The sequence below is a fragment of the Pseudomonas oryzagri genome (assembly GCF_020831405.1).
In the GTDB taxonomy this organism is placed as follows: domain Bacteria; phylum Pseudomonadota; class Gammaproteobacteria; order Pseudomonadales; family Pseudomonadaceae; genus Geopseudomonas; species Geopseudomonas oryzagri.
The window spans coordinates 89,735-111,290 of sequence record NZ_JAJHPU010000025.1; the positions used below are offsets into that span (position 1 = coordinate 89,735).

Sequence of the window (21,556 nt, forward strand, 5' to 3'; positions counted from 1 at the left end):
GTCGCTATGCACGATCCCTTCGAAGAATCCCTGCGCGATCTGCTCAGGGGCGCCCCGACCGAGTCGGCCGACAGCGCCCGCCTGAATCGCGTGCTCAAGGCCGCTAATCGCCAAGTGGGCGCTGGCGATCTGTTCAACCTGCTCGGACACTGGTTCGAGGCCTTGATGATCGGTCTCGATAGCGGTACCGCCCGCAAGGTGCCCGCCACTCGTCGATTGCATCCCACTGCGCGGCGCGCGCATAAGGCTGACTAATCATGGAATTCGATATCTGGACGCAGAGCCTGCTGACCGCCATGAGCACCCTGTGGGGCAAGCTCGCCGGTTTCATCCCCAATCTGGTGGGGGCGCTGGTGGTGGTGCTGCTCGGCTTCGTCGTCGCCAAGCTGCTCGACACGCTGCTATCCAAGCTGCTGGCCAAGCTTGGTCTGGACCGCCTGATGACGGGGGCGGGCCTGACCCGTCTGCTGGAGCGCGGTGGCATCCATGCGCCGGTGTCGACCTTGGTGGGTAAGGTCGTGTACTGGTTCGTCCTGCTGGTGTTCCTGGTTTCGGCAGCCGAGTCGCTGGGCCTGCAGCGTGTCTCGGCGACGCTCGATCTGTTGGCGCTGTACCTGCCCAAGGTGTTCGGCGCGGCCCTGGTGCTGCTGGCGGGTGTGCTGCTGGCGCAACTGGCCAGCGGTCTGGTGCGAGGCGCTGCCGATGGGGTCGGCCTCGAGTATGGCAGCAGCCTGGGGCGGATTGCCCAGGGGCTGGTGATCATCATCAGCATTTCGGTGGCCATCGGTCAGCTCGAAGTGAAGACCGATCTGCTCAACACCGTGATCGCCATTGTGCTTGCCTCGGTCGGCCTGGCGCTGGCGCTGGCGCTGGGGCTGGGCAGTCGCGAGGTGGTCGGACAGATCATCGCCGGCATCTACTTGCGTGAGCTCTATGAGGTCGGCCAGCAGATCCGCGTCGGCGAGGTCGAGGGGGTGATCGAGGAAATTGGCACCGTCAAGACCATCCTGCTCACCGATGAGGGCGAGTTGGTCACGCTGTGCAACCGTCTGCTGCTGGCACGGCGTGTCAGCAGTCGCTGAGGTGGGATTTCCCGGCGCGCTTTCTGCTAAATTAGCCGGTCATTCTTTGCCAGCTGCGCGCTGATGTGTGGCTGGCGATCATCTATCCGATCGCGATCGGTCTGCCTCGTTTGAACAAGCCGCACTCACTGCCTCAGCGCTACGATCCCCACGAGCTCACCGACGAGGAGTTGGTGCAGCGCGCGCACGTCGAGCTGTTTCATGTCACGCGCGCCTACGAAGAGTTGATGCGCCGCTACCAGCGCACGCTATTCAACGTTTGCGCACGCTATCTGGGCAATGAACGGGATGCGGACGATGTCTGCCAGGAAGTCATGCTCAAGGTGCTTTATGGCCTGAAGAACTTCGAAGGCAAGTCGAAGTTCAAGACCTGGCTTTATAGCATCACCTACAACGAATGCATCACCCAGTATCGCAAGGACCGGCGCAAGCGGCGCCTGCTCGATGCGTTGAGTCTCGATCCGCAGGAAGAGGCTTCCGAGGAGCGGGCGCCGAAGGTCGAAGAGCGAGGTGGACTGGATCGCTGGCTGGTACATGTCAATCCGATCGATCGGGAAATCCTGGTGCTGCGTTTTGTCGCAGAGCTGGAGTTCCAGGAGATCGCCGATATCATGCGCATGGGTCTGAGTGCCACTAAGATGCGCTACAAGCGCGCGCTGGATCGCTTGCGCGAGAAATTTGCGGACTCTGCCGCAGAGTGAATTTCTGAGAAAAATGCTTGTCTCACTGGTGCTGTGTTAAACTTTGTGCTTGGCTGCATATCGTAAAGGGGCAGCTTTAAATTTACCTTGCTGGGGATTTAACGGATGAAACTGAAAAACACCTTGAGCGTAGTTATCGGTTCGCTGATCGCCGCTTCTTCCATCACTGCAATGGCTCAGGGCCAGGGCGCAGTGGAGGCAGAGGGCTTTGCCAAGTACTACGAGCCTGACACTCAAACCGGTCTGGACGAAGGTGCGCTCTACGGTGCCGGTATCGGTTACTTCCTGACCGACGATGTGTCGCTCAATCTGTCGCATGGTGTCTACGACGGTGTGGATGTCGATGGGCATGCTGCCGCCAAGCGCAATATCGAGGGTGAGCTGAGCTCCCTCGATGCCGTCTACCACTTCGGCGAGCCGGGCATCGGTCTGCGTCCCTACGTTTCCGCTGGTGCCGCTCACCAGAGCATTGGTCAGGCCGATCGCGGCGGTCGTAACCACAGCACCTTCGCCAACCTGGGTGCTGGCCTGAAGTACTACTTCACCGACAACTTCTTCGCCAAGGCCGGTGTTGATGGCATGCACAACCTCGACGAGGGCGACTCCGAGTGGATGGCTGGCGTGGGCGTCGGCGTGAACTTCGGTGGCGGCGGTGCCCCGGCACCGGCTCCGGTTGCCGAAGTGGCTCCGGTTGCCGAGCCTGCTCCGGTTGCTGAGCCGGTGCCGGAAGTCGTGCGCGTCGAGCTGGACGTGAAGTTCGACTTCGACAAGGCCAAGGTGAAGTCCGAAAGCTACGGTGACATCAAGAACCTGGCTGACTTCATGAACCAGTACCCGCAGACCTCCACCACTGTTGAGGGTCACACCGACTCCGTCGGCACCGACGCCTACAACCAGAAGCTGTCCGAGCGCCGCGCAGCCGCCGTGCGCGACGTGCTGGTGAACCAGTACGGTGTTGACGCCGGTCGCGTGGATTCCGTCGGTTACGGCGAATCCCGTCCGGTCGCTGACAATGCCACCGACGCCGGTCGCGCCGTGAACCGTCGCGTGGAAGCCGAAGTGGAAGCCCAGGTTCAGCAGTAATCTGCTCGATCTGGCAAAGAAAAACCCGGCCTAGGCCGGGTTTTTCTTTTTCTGCGTCTTGCGATTCGAGCTGCTTGTCGAGGCGCGTGTTCCGCGGGCTTTAGTCGTGAAGCTTCTCCGCGGCGTAGAGGGTGTTTTCCAGCAGGCAGGCACGGGTCATCGGGCCGACACCGCCCGGGACGGGAGTGATCCAGCTGGCGCGCGCGGCGGCCGGCTCGAATTCGACGTCGCCAACCAGGCGGCCGTCTGCCAAGCGGTTGATGCCGACATCGATGACGATGGCGCCTTCCTTGATCCATTCGCCCTTGACCAGGCCGGGTTTGCCGACGGCGACCACCACGATGTCGGCCTGGCGCACGTGGGTGGGCAGGTCGTGGGTGAAGCGGTGGGTCACCGTTGTGGTGCAGCCGGCCAGCAGCAGTTCCAGGGCCATCGGTCTGCCGACGATGTTGGAGGCGCCGACCACGACCGCATGCAGGCCATGCAGGTCCTTACCGGTGCTGTGCAGCAGGGTCATGATGCCTTTCGGGGTGCAGGGCTGGAGCACCGGCATGCGCTGGGCGAGGCGGCCGATATTGAACGGATGGAAACCATCCACGTCCTTGTCGGGATGGATGCGCTCCAGCAGCTGGGACGCGTCCAGGTGGGCGGGTAGGGGGAGTTGGACCAGGATGCCGTCGACGCTCGGATCCTCATTGAGGTCGTCGATCAGCTTCAGGAGGGCGCTCTGCGAGGTGTTGCTGTCCAGATCGTAGGCGCGGGAGATGAAACCGACCTCTTCGCAGTCCTTGCGTTTGTGGGCCACGTAAACCTGCGAGGCGGGGTCGCTGCCGACCAGAATGACGGCCAGGCCGGGGATGCGTTGCCCTTGCTGGCCGCGTTCGGTCACGCGCTGGGCAATCTGTTGGCGGAGGCGGGCGGCGATGGCTTTGCCGTCGATCAGTTGTGCGGTCATGACGCTTGGAGAACCATAAGAGTCAGTTAAGAAGGTGGGCTATTCTCGCACGGGGCGACAGTGGGGCAAAGGCAGCTCGCTGGCAAAACCGGTCGAGCGCCCTATGTGTTTGAAAATTTTCAGAAAAAATGTTGACGGGTAGTTCGGGTGTGGCTAACATGTGCCCCGCTTGACCGGCACAGCCCAGGCAGCGAGAGCTGAGCAAGGTTGGTTCGGTGGTTGGCCAACTTGCTGACAATCGAAAGATTGTCATGTAATCCGGCTAGAGGGTTGCAGCCACAAACGCGCCCGTAGCTCAGCTGGATAGAGCATCCGCCTTCTAAGCGGATGGTCGCAGGTTCGAGTCCTGCCGGGCGCGCCAGTAAGGCGCTTGGTTTCAAGCAAAAATATGGTGGGCGTAGCTCAGTTGGTAGAGCACAGGATTGTGGCTCCTGGTGTCGTGGGTTCGATTCCCATCGTCCACCCCATATTCCGAATCGCCAGGCCTAGCCTGGCGTTTTCGTTTCTGCACCGGTCGCGCGGACGTGGTGAAATTGGTAGACACGCTGGATTTAGGTTCCAGTGCCGCAAGGTGTGAGAGTTCGAGTCTCTCCGTCCGCACCATTCCTCGCCTGGATAGATCAGCTTCCGGGTTTTTCCGCGCTGCTGCGGTTAGCGAGCATGTCGTGCTCGCACTTTCTCCGCCATTTCCTTTTCTGTCGCCGGGCGGGTGACTTCTCTGAAATCCCCTACTAGAATGCATGCCCTATTTATGGGCCGGTAGGGCCGGCTTTGTCTGTGCAACGAGGATTACCCATGCAAGTTTCTGTTGAAACCACCTCCGCTCTTGAGCGTCGCATGACCGTTGGCGTGCCTGCCGAGCGCATCGAGACCGAAGTCAACAAGCGTCTGCAGCAGACTGCCCGTCGTGCCAAGGTCCCCGGCTTCCGTCCCGGCAAGGTGCCGATGAGCATCATCCGTCAGCGCTACGAGGATTCCGCTCGCCAGGAAGCGCTGGGCGAGCTGATCCAGGCCACCTTCTACGAAGCCGTGGTGCAGGAGAAGCTGAATCCGGCCGGCGCGCCGTCCGTCGAGCCGAAAGTGTTCGAGAAGGGCCAGGCCCTGGAGTATGTCGCTACCTTCGAGGTGTTCCCGGAGTTCCAGGTAGCCGGCTTCGAATCCGTCGCGGTTGAGCGTCTGCAGGCTCAGGTGGGCGACGCCGACGTCGACAACATGCTGGAAATCCTGCGCAAGCAGAACACCCGTTTCGAGGCGGTCGAGCGCGAGGCCCAGAACGGTGATCAGCTCAACATCGATTTCGTTGGCAAGATCGATGGCGAAGTCTTCGCTGGTGGTAGCGCCAAGGGCACCCTGCTGGTGCTGGGTTCCGGCCGCATGATCCCGGGGTTCGAGGACGGCCTGGTGGGTGCCAAGGCCGGTGAAGAGCGCGTGCTGAACGTGACCTTCCCCGAGGACTACCAGAACCTCGATCTGGCCGGCAAGGCTGCCGAGTTCGCCGTGACCGTCAACGCCGTTGCCGAAGCCAAGCTGCCTGAGCTGAGCGAGGAATTCTTCGCCCTGTTCGGTGTCAAGGAAGGTGGCGTCGAGGGCTTCCGCGCAGAAGTGCGCAAGAACATGGAGCGCGAGCTGCGTCAGGCCGTCAAGTCCAAGGTCAAGAACCAGGTGATGGAAGGCCTGCTGGCCAGCAATCCGATCGAGGCGCCCAAGGCCCTGCTCGGTAACGAAGTCAACCGTCTGCGCGTGCAGGCTGTCCAGCAGTTCGGTGGCAACATCAAGCCCGAGCAACTGCCGGCCGAGCTGTTCGAAGAGCAGGCCAAGCGCCGCGTGCTGCTGGGTCTGATTGTCGCTGAGGTGGTCAAGCAATTCGAAATCAAGCCGGACGAAGCCCGCGTCCGCGCCATGATCGAGGAGATGGCTTCCGCCTACCAGGAGCCGGAGCAGGTCGTCGCCTGGTACTACAAGAACCCGCAGCAGCTGGATGAGGTTCGCTCGGTTGTTCTGGAAGAACAAGTCGTGGATACTGTCCTGCAAAAGGCTATTGTCACGGACAAGCAGGTCTCCTACGAGGAAGCGGTCAAGCCGGCAGAAGCACCCAAAGCCGAGTAAAGACTTCCTACTTGTTAGAGTCCTACATAAGCCAGCCTCGTGCTGGCTTATGTGTCTAAGGACATAATAATTTTTAGGGAGTGACCAGGAATGTTCCGCAATTCGTTTGACTCGCAGCTCGACGTGCAGGCCGCTGGCGGCCTGGTGCCCATGGTGATCGAGCAGTCGGCGCGCGGCGAGCGCGCATTCGACATCTACTCGCGCCTGCTCAAGGAGCGGGTGATTTTCCTGGTCGGTCCGGTCGAGGACTACATGGCCAACCTGGTAGTGGCCCAGTTGCTGTTCCTCGAGGCGGAGAATCCGGACAAGGATATTCACCTGTATATCAACTCGCCGGGTGGCTCGGTCACGGCTGGTATGTCGATCTACGACACCATGCAGTTCATCAAGCCTGATGTGTCGACCATCTGCATCGGTCAGGCCTGCAGTATGGGTGCCCTGCTGTTGGCGGGCGGTGCTGCCGGCAAGCGCTACTGCCTGCCGCATTCGCGGATGATGATCCACCAGCCGCTGGGCGGCTTTCAGGGCCAGGCCTCGGATATCGAGATCCATGCCCGCGAGATCCTCACCATCCGCGAGCGCCTGAATCGTATCCTGGCAGGCCATACCGGTCAGCCGATCGACGTGATCGCCCGCGACACCGATCGCGACAACTTCATGAGTGGCGAGGAGGCGGTCAACTACCGTCTCATCGACCAAGTGCTGACCCGGCGCCAGTTGCCCGTCTAACTACTCCATGCCCCGGCCGGCACCGCCGGCCCGTCGCGGGGTTGAAAAACCCCGCGATAGTCTTCATCTTGTGTTCATGCCTACCGGATTGGATTGATCGAATGACTGACACCCGCAACGGCGAGGACACCGGCAAACTGCTCTACTGTTCCTTCTGCGGCAAGAGCCAGCACGAAGTACGCAAGCTTATTGCCGGCCCCTCGGTCTTCATCTGCGACGAGTGCGTCGACCTGTGCAACGACATCATCCGCGAGGAGGTGCAGGAGGCGCAGGCCGAGAGTAATGCCAACAAGTTGCCGGCACCCAAGGAAATCAGCGCGATCCTCGATCAGTACGTGATTGGTCAGGAGCGTGCGAAGAAGGTGCTGGCGGTTGCGGTGTACAACCACTACAAGCGTCTCAGTCAGCGTGAGAAGAAGGATGACGTCGAGCTGGGCAAGAGCAACATCCTGCTGATCGGGCCGACCGGCTCGGGCAAGACCCTGCTCGCCGAAACCTTGGCGCGCCTGCTCAACGTGCCCTTCACCATCGCCGATGCCACCACACTCACCGAGGCAGGCTATGTCGGCGAGGACGTGGAGAACATCATCCAGAAGCTCCTGCAGAAGTGCGACTACGATGTGGAGAAGGCCCAGATGGGCATCGTCTACATCGATGAGATCGACAAGATTTCCCGCAAGTCGGACAACCCCTCCATCACTCGCGACGTCTCGGGTGAAGGCGTGCAGCAGGCGCTGCTCAAGCTGATCGAGGGCACCATCGCCTCGGTTCCGCCGCAGGGAGGGCGCAAGCATCCGCAACAGGAATTCCTGCAGGTCGACACCCGCAATATCCTGTTCATCTGCGGTGGGGCCTTCGCCGGTCTGGAAAAGGTCATCCAGAACCGTTCGACCAAGGGCGGCATCGGCTTCAGCGCCGAGGTGCGCAGCAAGGATTCCGGCAAGAAGGTCGGCGAGTCCCTGCGTGAAGTCGAGCCGGATGACCTGGTCAAGTTCGGCCTGATCCCCGAGTTTGTCGGTCGCCTGCCGGTGATCGCCACCCTCGAGGAGCTGGACGAGACGGCGCTGATGCAAATCCTCACCGAGCCGAAGAACGCGCTGACCAAGCAATATGCGCGCTTGTTCGAGATGGAGGGGGTTGAGCTGGAGTTTCGCAGCGACGCCTTGCACGCGGTGGCACGCCGGGCTCTGGAGCGCAAGACCGGTGCGCGCGGCCTGCGTTCGATCCTGGAGGGGATTCTGCTCGACACCATGTACGAAATTCCCTCGGCCGCCGACGTCAGCAAGGTGGTCATCGACGAGAACGTCATCGAGGGTGCCTCCAAGCCGTTGCTCATCTACAAGCGGAGCGAGCAACCCGCCAAGGCTGCGCCAGACGCGTAAGCATCCACAAAGGGGCCTGATGGCCCCCTTGTTCTTTCTGGGGGCCGCAAGAGCTTGTTTTTTCCAGGCGCGCCCCCCATCTTGGAGTCATGTCCCACGCCCGCGAGCTCTAAGGCGGGCCCTGCAAGAGTTGATAGCATGAAGACGATCATCGAGTTGCCCCTTTTGCCGCTGCGCGATGTGGTGGTCTATCCGCACATGGTCATCCCGCTGTTCGTCGGGCGCGAAAAGTCTATCGAGGCTCTCGAGAAGGCCATGGCCTCGGACAAGCGGATCCTGCTGCTGGCCCAGAAGAACCCGGGCGACGACGATCCGGGCGAGGATGCCCTGTACCGCATGGGTACCGTGGCCAGCGTCCTGCAGCTGCTCAAGTTGCCGGATGGGACGGTCAAGGTGCTGGTGGAGGGAGGGCAGCGTGGCGTGGTGGCGAGGTTCATCGAGGCCGACAGCCATGCCCGTGCCGAGGTCGAGCTGATCGAGGAGAGCCTGGTTCCCGAGCGCGAGTCCGAAGTGTTCTGCCGCAGTCTGCTCACCCAGTTCGAGCAGTATGTGCAGCTGGGTAAGAAGGTGCCGGCCGAAGTGCTCGGTTCGCTGAGTGGCATTGATGAGCCGGCGCGCCTGGTGGATACCATGGCAGCGCACATGGCGCTGCGCATCGAGCAGAAACAGGAGATCCTCGAGATCACCGAACTGTCGGCACGTATCGAGCATGTGCTCGGTCTGCTGGATGCCGAGATCGACCTGCTGCAGGTGGAAAAGCGCATCCGCGGGCGGGTCAAAAAGCAGATGGAGCGCAGCCAGCGCGAGTACTACCTGAACGAACAGATGAAGGCCATCCAGAAGGAGCTGGGAGAGGGCGAGGAGGGGCACAGCGAGGTCGACGAGCTGAAGAGGCGCATCGACAACGCCGGCATGAGCAAGGAAGCCCTGCAGAAGGCCAATACCGAGCTGAACAAGCTCAAGCAGATGTCGCCAATGTCTGCCGAAGCCACGGTGGTGCGCTCCTACATCGAGTGGTTGACCAACGTGCCGTGGCAGACCGAGAGCAAGGTGCGTCTGGATCTCAAGCGTGCCGAGGAGATTCTCGATGCCGACCACTATGGTCTGGACGAGGTGAAGGAACGCATCCTCGAGTTCCTCGCCGTGCAGAAGCGGGTGAAGAAGCTCAAGGGGCCGGTGCTTTGCCTGGTTGGCCCGCCCGGCGTGGGCAAGACCTCGCTGGCCGAATCGATCGCTCGTGCGACCAATCGCAAGTACGTGCGCATGGCGCTCGGCGGCGTGCGCGACGAGGCGGAGATTCGCGGCCATCGGCGCACCTACATAGGCTCCATGCCCGGTCGCCTGATCCAGAAGATGACCAAGGTCGGCGTGCGCAACCCGCTGTTCCTGCTCGACGAGATCGACAAGCTGGGCAGCGACATGCGTGGCGACCCTGCCTCGGCACTGCTCGAGGTGCTCGATCCGGAGCAGAACCACAACTTCAACGACCATTACCTGGAAGTCGACTATGACTTGTCCAACGTGATGTTCCTCTGCACTGCGAACTCGATGAACATTCCGGCGCCGCTGCTCGATCGGATGGAAGTCATCCGTCTGCCCGGCTACACCGAGGCGGAGAAGATCAGTATCGCCACCAAGTACCTGGTGCCGAAGCAGGCGGCGGCCAACGGCCTGAAGAAGAGCGAGCTGAGCGTCGAGGAAAGCGCCCTGCGCGACATCATTCGCTTCTATACCCGCGAGGCCGGTGTGCGTAACCTGGAGCGGGAGATCGCCAAGATCTGCCGCAAGGTGGTCAAGGAGCATGCCCGCGACAAGAGCTTCCGTATTACCGTCAGTGCTGACGACCTGGAGCACTATCTGGGCGTCAAGAAGTTCCGCTACGGTAAGGCCGAACTGCAGGATCAGGTGGGGCAGGTGACCGGCCTGGCCTGGACCCAGGTCGGTGGTGAGCTGCTGACCATCGAGGCGGCCGTGGTCTCGGGCAAGGGGCAACTGATCAAGACCGGTTCGCTCGGTGACGTAATGGGCGAGTCGATCACCGCCGCGCTGACCGTAGTGCGCAGTCGTGCCAAGAGCCTGGGCATCGCTCCGGACTTCCATGAAAAGCGCGATATCCACATTCACGTCCCGGAGGGCGCCACGCCCAAGGACGGTCCGAGCGCGGGCATCGGCATGTGCACGGCGTTGGTCTCCGCGGTGACCGGCATTCCAGTGCGCGCCGACGTAGCCATGACCGGCGAGATCACTCTGCGGGGCCAGGTACTGGCCATCGGGGGTCTGAAGGAGAAACTCCTGGCGGCACACCGCGGCGGTATTACCACGGTGATCATCCCGGAAGAGAATGTTCGAGATCTCAAGGAAATCCCGGAGAACATCAAGCAGGATTTGCAGATCAAACCGGTCAAATGGATTGACGAAGTCCTGCAGATTGCGCTGCAATACAAGCCAGAGCCCTTGTCTGACGCGGCTCCCGAGCGGGTCGGTGCAGACGACAAGCGCGATGCCGAGGGCAAGGAGCGAATCAGCACGCACTAGCTAATATGCTTCCTTGACACTCTTTTCGAGCGCTTGATATAAAGCGGCTCCTCACGTGTCGGCAAACCAGACGCACACAGAATTTGCTGTAGCGAATCCAGATACGAAATACGAACTCAACAGGAATCAAGGGGACTTAGAGTGAACAAGTCGGAACTGATCGATGCCATCGCCGCATCTGCTGATATCCCGAAAGCTGTTGCCGGCCGAGCGCTGGATGCTGTGATCGATTCCATCACCGGTGCCCTCAAGGACGGCGACTCGGTTGTGCTGGTTGGTTTCGGCACCTTCGCCGTGAAGGAGCGCGCTGCCCGCACCGGTCGCAACCCGCAGACCGGCAAGCCGATCGAGATCGAAGCGGCCAAGATCCCCGGCTTCAAGGCCGGCAAAGCCCTCAAGGATGCTGTCAACTAAGCGTCTTTCTGGCTTGTGTTCCCGGGTCGCCATGGCGATCGGGTAGCGGAGGAGGCAACGCGGTCGGCAATGCGCCGATCATGCTACCGAAGGGATGGGGCTGGTTTCCCGTTCCCTCCGCCAGTTATCAAGAAGGCGCATCCTTGGATGCGCCTTTCTTTTATTCTCTGCCACAAACCCCGCCGGTACTTGCCTGGGTAGGGTGCCGGCCGCGTTGGGGGGCTGCATGCTTCAAACTATCAGGGACAACTCGCAGGGATGGATCGCCAAGACCATCATCGGCGTGATCATCGTACTCATGGCGCTGACCGGTTTCGACGCCATCATGAATGCCACCAGCCACAAGCAGGAGGCGGCCGAGGTCAATGGCGAGAGCGTCAGCAAGGCCGAGTTGGAGCGTGCTGTGGATATGCAGCGTCGGCAGCTGGTGCAACAGCTGGGCGGCCAGTTCGATGCCTCGCTGCTCGACGACAAGCGCCTGCGCGAAGGCGCCCTGAAGGCGCTGATCGATCGCAAGCTGCTGCTGCAGAGTGCGGCGGACGCGGGTTTCGGCTTCTCCGAGCAGGCGGTTGACCAGTTGATCCTGCTCACTCCCGAGTTCCAGCAGGATGGCAAGTTCAATGCCGACCGCTTCGACCAGGTCATCCGCCAGATGGGCTACAACCGCATGCAGTTCCGCGAACTGCTGCAGCAGGAGATGCTCATCGGTCAACTGCGCGCCGGTCTGTCCGGCAGCGGTTTCGTCACCGACGCCGAAGTGCGCGCCTTTGCTGCCCTCGAGCGGCAGACCCGTGACTTTGCCATCCTGGCCATCAAGGCTCGTCCCGAGCAGATCGAAGTCAGCGCCGAGCAGCTCAAGGCCTTTTACGATCAGCATGCCAGCGAATTCATGACGCCCGAGCAGGTGGTGGTTGAGTACATCGAGCTGAAGAAAGAAGCCTTCTTCGATCAGGTCAAGGTATCCGACGAGGATATCCAGGCCGAGTACGAAAAGCAGATCGCCAACCTCGGCGAGCAGCGCAAAGCCTCGCACATCCTGCTGGAAACCGGCGACAAGCTGAATGACGAGCAGGCCAAGGCCAAGCTGACCGAGCTGGCTGGGCGCATCGCCAAGGGCGAGAACTTCGCCGCGCTCGCCAAGGAGTTCTCCAGGGACCCCGGCTCGGCGAGCAACGGTGGCGACCTCGGCTTCGCCGGCAAGGGCGTCTACGACCCGGCCTTCGAGGAGGCGCTGTTTGCCCTCAAGGTCGGCGAAGTATCTGCGCCGGTGAAGAGCCAGTTCGGCTGGCACCTGATTCGCCTGGACGACGTCCAGCCTGCCGAGATTCCGCCGCTGGCCAGCATGCGCCCGCAGTTGGAGCGCGATCTCAAGGCCCAGCAGGTCGAGCAACGCTTCGTCGAGGTCAGCAAGCAGCTGGAGGATGCTGCTTTCGAAGCAGCGGACCTGAGCCAGCCGGCCCAGGAACTGGGGCTTGAGGTCAAGCAGACTGCCGCCTTCGGTCGCGAGGGTGGCGAGGGTGTCGCGGCCAATCGTCAGTTCACCCAGGCGGCTTTCAGTCCGGAAGTGCTGACCGAGGGGGCCAACAGCAGTGCGCTGGAGCTGGATCCCGACACCGTGGTGGTATTGCGCGTCAAGGAGCATCGCAAGCCGCAGCAGCAGACGCTGGAGCAACTGGCCGACAGTCTGCGCGAGCGGATCCGCAAGGAGAAGGCCGCCGAGGCGGCGAAAGCCCGTGGCGAGGCGTTGCTGGCCGAGCTGCGCCAGGGCAAGACCCCGGTGGTCCAGGCCAAGTCGGGCGAGTCCTGGCAGGTGGTCGAGGCCGCCACGCGCAACCAGGACAATGTCGATCCCCAGGTGCTGCAGGCGCTGTTCCGCATGCCCAAGCCGAGCGCTGCCGACAAGCCGACCTTCGCGGGGCTGTCGCTGGCCAATGGCGACTATCAGGTCCTGCGCCTGAATGGCGTCAGCGAGCCTGAGACTGAACTCCCTGCCGAGCAACTGGCCATGTACCGGCGCTTCCTGGCGTCGCGAGCCGGCCAGCAGGACTTCCAGTCCTTCATGCGCCAGCTGCAGGCCGAGGCGAAGATCGAGCACTTCTGATCGTCAAGCCTGAACGGTGCAACCGCAACGCCTCCGCAAGGGGGCGTTGTGCTTTCTGGTGCCGGGGATTGGCCTCGGCCAGGGAGCGGCGCACCCTGTTGGGAGCAGGGAGCAGGGAGCAGGGAGCAGGGAGCAGGGAGCAGGGAGCAGGGAGCAGGGAGCAGGGAGCAGGGAGCAGGGAGCAGGGAGCAGGGAGCAGGGAGCAGGGAGCAGGCTAGAGGGCCGGGAGGAAAACCGACCCGCGCGGATGGCGGGTCGGTGAGCGCGCTTAGTCTTCCAGCGAACCCATGGCGGTGGTGTTGAAACCACCATCGACGTACATCACTTCACCACTGATGCCCGAGGCCAGGTCAGAGCACAGGAAGGCGGCGGCGTTGCCGACTTCCTCGATGGTCACGTTGCGACGCAGCGGGGTCTGGCGCTCGTTGGCGGCCAGCATCTTGCGGAAGCTGGCGATGCCGCTTGCCGCCAGGGTGCGGATCGGGCCGGCGGAAACGCAGTTGACGCGGGTGCCTTCCGGGCCGAGGCTGCCGGCCAGGTAGCGCACGCCGGCTTCCAGGCTGGCCTTGGCCATGCCCATCACGTTGTAGTTGGGCATGGTGCGCTCGGCACCCAGGTAGGAGAGGGTGAGCAGGCTGCCGTTGCGGCCCTTCATCATCTCGCGACCGGCCTTGGCCAGCGCGACGAAGCTGTAGGCGCTGATGTCGTGGGCGATCTTGAAGCCCTCGCGGGTGGTCACTTCGGTGAAGTCGCCGTTGAGCTGGTCGCCCGGCGCGAAGCCGACCGAGTGGACGATGCAGTCCAGCCCGTCCCACTTCTTGCCCAGTTCCTCGAACACGCGGGTGATGTCCTCGTCATTGGCGACGTCGCAGGGGAAGCACAGGTCGGCGCTGGAGCCCCAGCCGGCGGCGAACTCTTCGACGCGGCCCTTGAGCTTGTCGTTCTGGTAGGTGAAGGCCAGTTCGGCACCTTCGCGGTGCATCGCGGCGGCGATGCCGGAGGCGATGGACAGCTTGCTGGCAACGCCGACGATCAGCACGCGCTTGCCGGTCATGAAACCCATTGTGTACTTCCTCTTGCTGGTTAATCGGCAGCGCCCGGCGCCATGAAGGCGGCTTCGAGCAGCTGCTGTGTGTAGGGGTGTTGCGGCGCATGGAAAATCGCGCTGGCCTCACCTTGTTCGACCACCTTGCCGTGCCGCACTACCATCAACTGGTGGCTCAGGGCCCGGACCACCGCCAGGTCGTGGCTGATGAACAGGTAGGTCAGATTGTACTTGTGCTGCAGGCTGCGCAGCAGCTCCACCACCTGTCGCTGCACCGTACGGTCGAGCGCCGAGGTCGGTTCGTCGAGCAGAATCAGCTGCGGCTTGAGCACCAACGCGCGGGCGATGGCGATGCGCTGCCGCTGTCCGCCGGAAAACTCGTGAGGGTAGCGGTGCCGGCTCGCCGGATCCAGCCCCACCTCGCGCAAAACCTCGATGATTGCCTGTTCGCGCTCCAGCGGAGTGCCGATGCCGTGGATCTCCAGGCCTTCGCCGATGATCTGGCCGACCGACATCCGCGGACTCAGGCTGCCGAACGGGTCCTGAAACACCACCTGCATTTGGCGGCGCAACGGTCGAACCGCATGCTGGTCGAGGCCGTCGATGGCCTGGTCGGCGAAACGGATCGCGCCGCGGCTGCCGATCAGGCGCAGGATGGCCAGACCCAGGGTCGACTTGCCCGAGCCGCTCTCGCCAACGATGCCCAGGGTCTGCCCCTGCGGTAGGCTGAAGTTGACCCCGTCGACCGCCTTGACGTGATCGACGGTGCGGCGCAATAGCCCCTTGCGGATCGGGAACCATACGCGCAGGTCGTCGACCTCGATCAGCGGCTTGCCAGGTGGATTGTTCGCCGGTGCGCCGCTGGGATCGGCGCCGAGCAGTTCGCGCGTGTAGGGGTGCTGCGGGGCGCGGAACAGTTGTTCGCACTCGGCCTGTTCGACGACGCAACCGCGCTGCATGACGCATACCCGGTGGGCGATGCGCCGTACCAGGTTGAGGTCGTGGGTGATCAGCAGCAAGGCCATGCCCAGGCGCGCCTGCAGGTCCTTGAGCAGCTCGAGGATCTTCAGCTGCACGGTGACGTCCAGTGCGGTGGTCGGCTCGTCGGCGATCAGCAGTTGCGGCTCGTTGGCCAGCGCCATGGCGATCATCACCCGCTGGCGCTGGCCGCCGGACAGCTCGTGCGGATAAGCCTTCAGACGCTTGGCCGGTTCCGGGATGCCGACCAGTTCGAGTAGCTCCAGCACCCGCGCCCGCGCCGCTTCGCCGGTGAGTCCCTTGTGCAGGGCGAGCACTTCGGTGATCTGCTTCTCCACGGTATGCAGCGGATTGAGCGAGGTCATCGGCTCCTGGAACACCATGGCGATACGGTTGCCGCGGATGGCGCGCAGGCGCCGCTCCGGGAGCTTGAGCAGGTCCTCGCCGCCATAGCGGATACTGCCGCCAGGGTGGCTGCTGCTGCGCGGCAGCAGGCGCAGCACGGAGTGGGCGGTCACCGACTTGCCGGAGCCGCTCTCGCCGACCAGAGCCAGGGTTTCGCCGGGGTGGATGTCGAAGCTGACGCCGTGCACCACGGTTTGCGCAGCGCCGCCATTGCTGAAGGCCACCTGCAGGTCGCGGATTTCGATCAGGGGTTCGCTCATCGCCTCATTTCCTCGGATCGAAGGCATCGCGCGCGGCTTCGCCGATGAACACCAGCAGGGTCAGCATCAGCGCCAGAACGACGAAGGCGCTGATGCCCAGCCAGGGGGCCTGCAGGTTGGACTTGCCCTGGGCGACCAGCTCGCCCAGCGACGGTGCTCCGGGCGGCAGGCCGAAGCCGAGGAAGTCCAGCGCGGTGAGGGTGCCGATGGCGCCGGTAAGGATGAACGGCATGAAGGTCATGGTCGAGACCATGGCGTTGGGCAGGATGTGGCGGTACATGATGGCGGCGTTGCCCATGCCCAGCGCGCGGGCGGCGCGCACGTACTCGAGATTGCGACCGCGCAGGAACTCGGCTCGCACCACGTCGACCAGGCTCATCCAGGAGAACAGCAGCATGATGCCCAGCAGCCACCAGAAGTTCGGCTCGACGAAGCTGGCGAGGATGATCAGCAGATAGAGCACCGGCAACCCCGACCAGATCTCCAGGAAGCGTTGACCGATCAGGTCGACCCAGCCGCCATAGAAGCCCTGCAGCGCGCCGGCGGCGACGCCGATGATCGAGCTGAACAGGGTCAGGGTCAGGGCGAACAGCACCGAAATGCGAAAGCCGTAGATCACTCGCGCGAGCACATCGCGGCCTTGATCGTCGGTGCCCAGCCAGTTGTCGGGGGAGGGGGGCGCAGGCGCCGGTACCTTGAGGTCGAAGTTGATGCTCTCGTAGCTGTAGGGGATCGGGGGCCAGAGCATCCAGCCGCCCTTGGCTGCGATCAGCTCGCGCATGTACGGGCTCTTGTAGTCGGCCTCGAGGGGAAACTCGCCGCCGAAGGCGGTTTCCGGATAGCGGGTGAGCACCGGCACGTACCAGTTGCCGTCGTACTTGATCAGCAGCGGTTTGTCGTTGGCGATCAGCTCGGCGCCCAGGCTGAATACGAACAGGCCGAGGAAGAGCCACAGGCTGTACCAGCCGCGCTTGTGCGCCTTGAACAGGGCGAAACGCCGCTGGTTGATGGGGGAGAGCGCCATCGGTTAGCCCTCCCGGCTTTCAAAGTCGATGCGCGGATCGACGAGGGTGTAGGTCAGGTCGCCGATCAGTTTCACGATCAGTCCCAGCAAGGTGAAGATGAACAGGGTGCCGAATACCACCGGATAATCGCGGTTGATCGCCGACTCGAAGCTGAGCAGGCCCAGGCCGTCTAGGGAGAAGATCACCTCGATCAGCAGGGAGCCGGTGAAGAAGATGCCGATGAACGCCGAGGGGAAGCCGGCGATGATGATCAGCATGGCGTTGCGGAATACATGGCCGTAGAGCACGCGGTTCTCCGAGAGCCCCTTGGCGCGTGCGGTGACCACGTACTGCTTGCCGATCTCGTCGAGGAAGCTGTTCTTGGTCAGCAGGGTGAGGGTGGCGAAGTTGCCGATCACCAGCGCGGTCACCGGCAGCGCCAGGTGCCAGAAGTAGTCGACGAGCTTGCCCCACAGGCTGAGCTCATCGAAGTTGTTCGAGGTCAGGCCGCGCAGCGGGAACCAGTCGAAGTAGCTGCCGCCGGCGAACAGCACGATGAGCAGGATGGCGAACAGAAAGGCGGGGATGGCATAGCCGACGATGATCGCCGTGCTGGTCCACACGTCGAAATGGCTGCCGTGGCGCATGGCCTTGGCGATGCCCAGCGGGATGGACACCAGATACATGATCAGGGTGCTCCACAGCCCCAGCGAGATCGACACCGGCATCTTCTCGGCGATCAGTTCGATCACCGTGGCGTCGCGGAAGAAACTCTGCCCGAAGTCGAGGTGCAGGTAGTTCTGGATCATGATCCAGAAGCGCTCGGCGGCCGGCTTGTCGAAGCCGTACATGCGCTCGATCTCCTTGACCAGCTCCGGGTCGAGGCCCTGGGCGCCCCGGTAGGCGTTGCCGGCCGCAGCCACTTCGGCGCCGCCGCCGGCGATGCGTCCGGTGGCGCCGCCGGCGGCGGCATCGAAGCCTTCGAGCTTGGCGATCATCTGCTCGACCGGGCCGCCAGGGGCGGCCTGGATGATGATGAAGTTGATCAGCAGGATGCCGAACAGGGTCGGCACGATCAGCAGCAGGCGGCGCAGGATGTAGGCCAGCATTCAGCGCGACTCCGCCGTGGTGGGCGGCAGGGTTTGGCCGTCCGGTCTCGCCCACCAGGTGTACAGGCCGACATCGTAGAGGGGGGCCACGGCCGGTCGCTCGAAGTGGTTCCAGTGGGCGACTCGCCAGGTCTTGATATGCCAGTTGGGGATCACGTAGTGCCCCCACTGCAGCACGCGGTCCAGCGCGCGGGTGTGGTCGATCAGGCTCTGCCGACTGTCGGCGTTGATCAGCCCTTCGACCAGGGCGTCGATGGCCGGGTCCTTAAGGCCGATGAAGTTGCGACTGCCCGGGTCGTCGGCGCTGCTGGAGTGCCAGTATTCGCGTTGTTCGTTACCCGGCGAGTTGGACTGGCTGAAGCCGCCGACGATCAGGTCGAAGTCGCGCGAGCGCAGGCGATTGATGTACTGCGATACATCGGCACGGCGGATCTGCAGCTCGATGCCGAGGCTCGCCAGGTTGCGCTTGTAGGGCAGCAGCACGCGTTCGAACTCGACCTGTGCGAGGAGGAACTCGATGGTCACCGGTTTGCCGCTGGCGTCCAGCATGCGGTCCTTGTCGAGGCGCCAGCCGGCTTGCTGGAGCAGTTCGAAGGCGCGGCGGCGCTGCTCGCGGATCACCCCGCTGCCGTCGCTCTGCGGCGGCTGATACTCGCTGGTGAACACCTGCGGCGGCAGCTTGGCGTGCCAGGGCTCGAGCAGCTTGAGTTCGGCAGGCGAAGGCAGCCCGCTGGCGGCCAGTTCGGAGTTCTCGAAGTAGCTGTGGGTGCGGGTGTAGGCGCTGTAGAACAGCTGCCGGTTGGTCCACTCGAAGTCGAACAACAGGCCCAGGGCCTCGCGCACGCGGGCGTCCTGGAACAGCGGGCGGCGCAGGTTGAAGATGAAGCCCTGCATGCCCGCCGGGTTGTGATTGGTGATTTCTTCCTTGATCAGCCGACCGTCCTTGACCGCCGGGCTGTCATAAGCGGTGGCCCAGCTCTTCGCGCTGCTTTCCACCCAGAAGTCGAACTGCCCGGCCTTGAGCGCTTCGAGCGCCACGGTATTGTCGCGGTAGTAGTCGATGACCAGGTTGTCGAAGTTGTACTGGCCGCGGTTGAGCGGCAGGTCCTTGGCCCACCAGTCCTTGACCCGCTCGTAGCGGATGCTGCGCCCGGCCTGCACTTCAGCGACCCGATAGGGGCCGCTGCCCAGCGGCGGCTCGAGGCTGGTGCGATTGAACTCGTGGCCTGCCCAGGCGTGCTTGGGCAGCACCGGCAACTGGCCGACGATCAGCGGCAGCTCGCGGTTGCCGTTATGGCGGAACACGAAGCGCACCGTGCGCTCGCCCTCGGCCACCGCCTTTTCCACATCGGCGTAGTAGGCACGGTATAGGGGGGCACCGTCCTTCATCAGGGTCTCGAAGGTGAACACCACATCTTCGGCAGTCACCGGATGTCCATCATGGAAACGTGCCTGGGGACGCAGGGTGAAGCGCACCCAGCTGTTATCCGGGGCCTTCTCGACCTTCTCGGCGAGCAGGCCGTACTCGGTGAAGGGCTCGTCCAGGCTTCGGCGGGTCAGGGTGTCGTAGACCAGGTTGATTTCGTCGGCGGGGACGCCCTTGTTGATGAACGGGTTGAGACTGTCGAAGCCACCGAAGCCGGCCTGGCGCAGGGTGCCGCCCTTGGGCGCCTCCGGATTGACGTAGGCGAAGTGCTGGAAGTTCGCCGGGTATTTCGGCGGCTCGTCGTACAACGTCACGGCGTGGCGGGGGGCGGCCGTTGCCTGGCCGGCGAGGCCGAGCAGCAGGGCGCCGATGGCGAGTCGGCGAGCGCCGTGCAGGAAAGCGGTCATCGGGACGTCTCCGGAGTCTTCAGCCACCAGGCCCGCAGGCCGAGGGTGTAGGGCGGCGTGGCGGTGTGCTCGAAGCGGTTGCGCCAGGCCAGGCGATGGCGGTCGATGTACCAGTTGGGAATGCTGTAGTGCTGGGAGAGCAGTACCCGGTCGATGGCGCGGGTGGCAGCCACCTGCTGATTGCGCGTCTGCGCGGCCAGCAGCTTGTCCAGCAGGGCGTCGATCACGGGGCTGCGAACGCCGGCGTAGTTCTTGCCGCCGCGCACGTCGGCCTGGCTGGAATGGAAATACTGCCACTGCTCGAGGCCCGGGCTGAGTGTCTGCGGCAGGGTCATCAGGATCATGTCGTAGTCATAGTTGTCGATGCGCTGCTTGTACTGGGCGCGGTCGACCGTGCGCAGGCTGGCCTGTACGCCGATGCGCGCCAGGTTGTCGCGATAGGGCTGCAGGATGCGCTCCAGGCTTGGGTTGACCAGCAGGATCTCGAAGCGCAATGGCTGACCTCTGCCATTGACCAGACCGTTGGCGGAGAGTTTCCAACCGGCCGCGGCGAGCAGGTCGAGGGCGCGGCGCAGCGTGCGGCGGGGAATGCCGTGACCGTCGGTGGCGGGCATCTGCGGTGCGCGAGTGAACAGCTCGGTTGGCAGGTCCTTGCGGTACGGCGACAGCAGCAGCCACTCCTCACCTTCGGGCAGGCCGCTGGCGGCGAACTCACTGTTGGGATAGTAGCTGGCTGCGCGGGTGTAGGCGTCGTTGAAGAGCGTACGGTTGCTCCACTCGAAGTCGAACAGCAGGCCCATGGCTTCGCGCACCCGCACGTCGCTGAAGTGGGCGCGACGGCTGTTCATGAACAGCGCCTGGGTCTGCGTCGGGATGCGGTGGGGAATCTCCGCCTTGACGATGTCGCCGCGGGCCACGGCCGGGGTGGCGTAGCCGTTGGCCCAGTTCTTCGCCTGGTTCTCGATGAAAAAGTCGAATTCGCCGGCCTTGAACGCCTCGAAGGCGACGTGGTTGTCGCGGTAGAACTCCACCTCGACGCGATCGAAGTTGTACTTGCCGCGGTTGACCGGCAGATCCTTGCCCCACCAGTCCCGGACCCGTTCGAATACCAGGCGACGCCCGGGGACGACGCTCGTGATCCGGTAGGGGCCGCTGCCCAAAGGCGGTTCGTAGGTGGTGGCCTTGAAGTCTCGACCGCGCCAGTAGTGCTCGGGCAGCACCGGCAGCTCGCCGAGGCGCAGGATCAACAGCGGATTGCCGCTGCGCTTGAACACGAAGCGCACCCGCTGCGGGTCGAGGATGTCGACGCGGCGCACTTCCTGCAGGGCGGTACGATACTGGGGGTGACCCTCGCGGCTGAGCACGCGGTAGGAAAACGCCACGTCCGTGGCGCTGATCGGGTGGCCATCATGGAAGCGCGCCTCGGGGCGCAGATTGAACACCACCCAGCTGCGATCCTTGCTGTATTCCACCGAAGCAGCGATCAGTCCATAGCTGGAGGTGGGCTCGTCGCCGGATGGATCGTATACGCCAGTGCCGACCATCAGCGGGGCATTCAGCTCGGTGATGCCGTACTGCAGGAAGTTGGCCGTGCCGATGGGGCTGGTGCCCTTGAGCGTGTAGGGGTTGAGGGTGTCGAAGGTCCCGGAGGCCATCAGTTGTACGGTGCCGCCCTTGGGGGCGTCCGGGTTGACCCAGTCGAAATGGCTGAAGTTGGCCGGATACTTGAGGGAGCCGAACTGGGCGTAGCCATGCCGTTCCATGACGGCGGCAGCGGCCGGCAGGCAGGTAGCCAGGCCGAGCAGCAGGGCGAGGAGACGACTCATCGGGCGAG

17 protein-coding genes and 3 tRNA genes are annotated in these 21,556 nt (G+C 63.4%); 13 read left to right on the top strand and 7 right to left on the bottom strand.

Annotated elements, in window-relative coordinates:
* The first annotated feature begins 6 nt into the window (after positions 1-6).
* The 4 genes from LMJ29_RS10235 to LMJ29_RS10250 all read left to right on the top strand — a co-directional run bounded on the left by LMJ29_RS10235 (position 7) and on the right by LMJ29_RS10250 (position 2,866).
* Positions 7-255 carry a CrfX protein gene (locus LMJ29_RS10235; RefSeq protein WP_229605421.1) on the top strand — a complete coding sequence of 83 codons (249 nt, stop codon included), beginning with the start codon at positions 7-9 and terminating at the stop codon, positions 253-255.
* A 2-nt stretch (positions 256-257) separates the two neighbouring features.
* Positions 258-1,082 (top strand): mechanosensitive ion channel family protein, encoded by an 825-nt coding sequence (locus LMJ29_RS10240; protein WP_229605422.1) that lies wholly within the window; start codon positions 258-260, stop codon positions 1,080-1,082.
* A gap of 110 nt (positions 1,083-1,192) precedes the next feature.
* Positions 1,193-1,783, top strand: a complete 591-nt coding sequence (gene sigX / locus LMJ29_RS10245) for an RNA polymerase sigma factor SigX (protein ID WP_229605471.1) — start codon at positions 1,193-1,195, stop codon at positions 1,781-1,783.
* A 105-nt stretch (positions 1,784-1,888) separates the two neighbouring features.
* On the top strand, positions 1,889-2,866 hold the full coding sequence (locus LMJ29_RS10250; protein WP_229605423.1) for an OmpA family protein: 978 nt from the start codon (positions 1,889-1,891) through the stop codon (positions 2,864-2,866).
* 100 nt (positions 2,867-2,966) lie between these two features.
* Here the strand turns inward: LMJ29_RS10250 and folD are convergent, their stop codons facing one another.
* Positions 2,967-3,821 carry a bifunctional methylenetetrahydrofolate dehydrogenase/methenyltetrahydrofolate cyclohydrolase FolD gene (gene folD, locus LMJ29_RS10255; RefSeq protein WP_229605424.1) on the bottom strand — a complete coding sequence of 285 codons (855 nt, stop codon included), beginning with the start codon at positions 3,819-3,821 and terminating at the stop codon, positions 2,967-2,969.
* A gap of 284 nt (positions 3,822-4,105) precedes the next feature.
* Here folD and LMJ29_RS10260 point away from each other — a divergent pair.
* The 9 genes from LMJ29_RS10260 to LMJ29_RS10300 all read left to right on the top strand — a co-directional run bounded on the left by LMJ29_RS10260 (position 4,106) and on the right by LMJ29_RS10300 (position 13,088).
* Positions 4,106-4,182 (top strand) — tRNA-Arg (locus tag LMJ29_RS10260).
* A gap of 30 nt (positions 4,183-4,212) precedes the next feature.
* Positions 4,213-4,288 (top strand) — tRNA-His (locus LMJ29_RS10265).
* A gap of 51 nt (positions 4,289-4,339) precedes the next feature.
* Positions 4,340-4,424: transfer RNA gene (locus LMJ29_RS10270), tRNA-Leu, on the top strand.
* Positions 4,425-4,616: 192 nt separating this feature from the next.
* Complete coding sequence (tig, locus tag LMJ29_RS10275; protein WP_229605425.1) at positions 4,617-5,927, top strand: trigger factor; 1,311 nt, start codon at positions 4,617-4,619, stop codon at positions 5,925-5,927.
* 90 nt (positions 5,928-6,017) lie between these two features.
* Positions 6,018-6,656 carry an ATP-dependent Clp endopeptidase proteolytic subunit ClpP gene (gene clpP, locus LMJ29_RS10280; protein WP_229605426.1) on the top strand — a complete coding sequence of 213 codons (639 nt, stop codon included), beginning with the start codon at positions 6,018-6,020 and terminating at the stop codon, positions 6,654-6,656.
* Between the two features lie 101 nt (positions 6,657-6,757).
* Complete coding sequence (gene clpX / locus LMJ29_RS10285; protein WP_229605427.1) at positions 6,758-8,038, top strand: ATP-dependent Clp protease ATP-binding subunit ClpX; 1,281 nt, start codon at positions 6,758-6,760, stop codon at positions 8,036-8,038.
* A gap of 138 nt (positions 8,039-8,176) precedes the next feature.
* The gene (lon, locus tag LMJ29_RS10290) at positions 8,177-10,573 is read left to right on the top strand and encodes an endopeptidase La (protein ID WP_229605428.1); all 2,397 of its coding nucleotides are present in this window, start codon (positions 8,177-8,179) and stop codon (positions 10,571-10,573) included.
* Positions 10,574-10,714: 141 nt separating this feature from the next.
* Entirely contained in the window at positions 10,715-10,987 is a 273-nt protein-coding gene (locus LMJ29_RS10295; RefSeq protein WP_090347470.1) for an HU family DNA-binding protein, read from the top strand.
* 226 nt (positions 10,988-11,213) lie between these two features.
* A complete protein-coding gene (locus tag LMJ29_RS10300) occupies positions 11,214-13,088 on the top strand; it encodes a SurA N-terminal domain-containing protein (RefSeq protein WP_229605429.1) in 1,875 nt (624 codons plus the stop codon).
* Between the two features lie 268 nt (positions 13,089-13,356).
* Here the strand turns inward: LMJ29_RS10300 and fabI are convergent, their stop codons facing one another.
* From fabI to LMJ29_RS10330, 6 genes are read right to left on the bottom strand one after another with little or no spacing between them, the layout of a single operon-like run.
* Positions 13,357-14,151 carry an enoyl-ACP reductase FabI gene (fabI, locus tag LMJ29_RS10305; RefSeq protein ID WP_229605430.1) on the bottom strand — a complete coding sequence of 265 codons (795 nt, stop codon included), beginning with the start codon at positions 14,149-14,151 and terminating at the stop codon, positions 13,357-13,359.
* A 20-nt stretch (positions 14,152-14,171) separates the two neighbouring features.
* The gene (locus LMJ29_RS10310; protein WP_229605431.1) at positions 14,172-15,776 is read right to left on the bottom strand and encodes an ABC transporter ATP-binding protein; all 1,605 of its coding nucleotides are present in this window, start codon (positions 15,774-15,776) and stop codon (positions 14,172-14,174) included.
* 4 nt (positions 15,777-15,780) lie between these two features.
* Entirely contained in the window at positions 15,781-16,800 is a 1,020-nt protein-coding gene (locus LMJ29_RS10315; RefSeq protein WP_229605432.1) for an ABC transporter permease, read from the bottom strand.
* A 3-nt stretch (positions 16,801-16,803) separates the two neighbouring features.
* On the bottom strand, positions 16,804-17,889 hold the full coding sequence (locus LMJ29_RS10320; protein WP_229605433.1) for a microcin C ABC transporter permease YejB: 1,086 nt from the start codon (positions 17,887-17,889) through the stop codon (positions 16,804-16,806).
* Positions 17,890-19,722 (bottom strand): extracellular solute-binding protein, encoded by a 1,833-nt coding sequence (locus tag LMJ29_RS10325; RefSeq protein WP_229605434.1) that lies wholly within the window; start codon positions 19,720-19,722, stop codon positions 17,890-17,892.
* Positions 19,719-21,548, bottom strand: coding sequence for an extracellular solute-binding protein (locus LMJ29_RS10330; RefSeq protein WP_229605435.1), 1,830 nt, complete (start codon positions 21,546-21,548; stop codon positions 19,719-19,721). The genes LMJ29_RS10325 and LMJ29_RS10330 overlap by 4 nt, the downstream gene beginning before the upstream one ends.
* Positions 21,549-21,556 lie beyond the last annotated feature (8 nt).

Coding starts and splice junctions, on each gene's coding strand:
- LMJ29_RS10240 (WP_229605422.1), top strand. CDS start 258: ATGGAATTCGATATCTGGACGCAGAGCCTGCTGACCGCCATGAGCACC.
- tig (WP_229605425.1), top strand. CDS start 4,617: ATGCAAGTTTCTGTTGAAACCACCTCCGCTCTTGAGCGTCGCATGACC.
- lon (WP_229605428.1), top strand. CDS start 8,177: ATGAAGACGATCATCGAGTTGCCCCTTTTGCCGCTGCGCGATGTGGTG.
- LMJ29_RS10325 (WP_229605434.1), bottom strand. CDS start 19,722: ATGACCGCTTTCCTGCACGGCGCTCGCCGACTCGCCATCGGCGCCCTG.
- LMJ29_RS10235 (WP_229605421.1), top strand. CDS start 7: ATGCACGATCCCTTCGAAGAATCCCTGCGCGATCTGCTCAGGGGCGCC.
- fabI (WP_229605430.1), bottom strand. CDS start 14,151: ATGGGTTTCATGACCGGCAAGCGCGTGCTGATCGTCGGCGTTGCCAGC.
- folD (WP_229605424.1), bottom strand. CDS start 3,821: ATGACCGCACAACTGATCGACGGCAAAGCCATCGCCGCCCGCCTCCGC.
- LMJ29_RS10250 (WP_229605423.1), top strand. CDS start 1,889: ATGAAACTGAAAAACACCTTGAGCGTAGTTATCGGTTCGCTGATCGCC.
- LMJ29_RS10315 (WP_229605432.1), bottom strand. CDS start 16,800: ATGGCGCTCTCCCCCATCAACCAGCGGCGTTTCGCCCTGTTCAAGGCG.
- LMJ29_RS10300 (WP_229605429.1), top strand. CDS start 11,214: ATGCTTCAAACTATCAGGGACAACTCGCAGGGATGGATCGCCAAGACC.
- LMJ29_RS10310 (WP_229605431.1), bottom strand. CDS start 15,776: ATGAGCGAACCCCTGATCGAAATCCGCGACCTGCAGGTGGCCTTCAGC.
- LMJ29_RS10330 (WP_229605435.1), bottom strand. CDS start 21,548: ATGAGTCGTCTCCTCGCCCTGCTGCTCGGCCTGGCTACCTGCCTGCCG.
- LMJ29_RS10320 (WP_229605433.1), bottom strand. CDS start 17,889: ATGCTGGCCTACATCCTGCGCCGCCTGCTGCTGATCGTGCCGACCCTG.
- clpP (WP_229605426.1), top strand. CDS start 6,018: ATGTTCCGCAATTCGTTTGACTCGCAGCTCGACGTGCAGGCCGCTGGC.
- clpX (WP_229605427.1), top strand. CDS start 6,758: ATGACTGACACCCGCAACGGCGAGGACACCGGCAAACTGCTCTACTGT.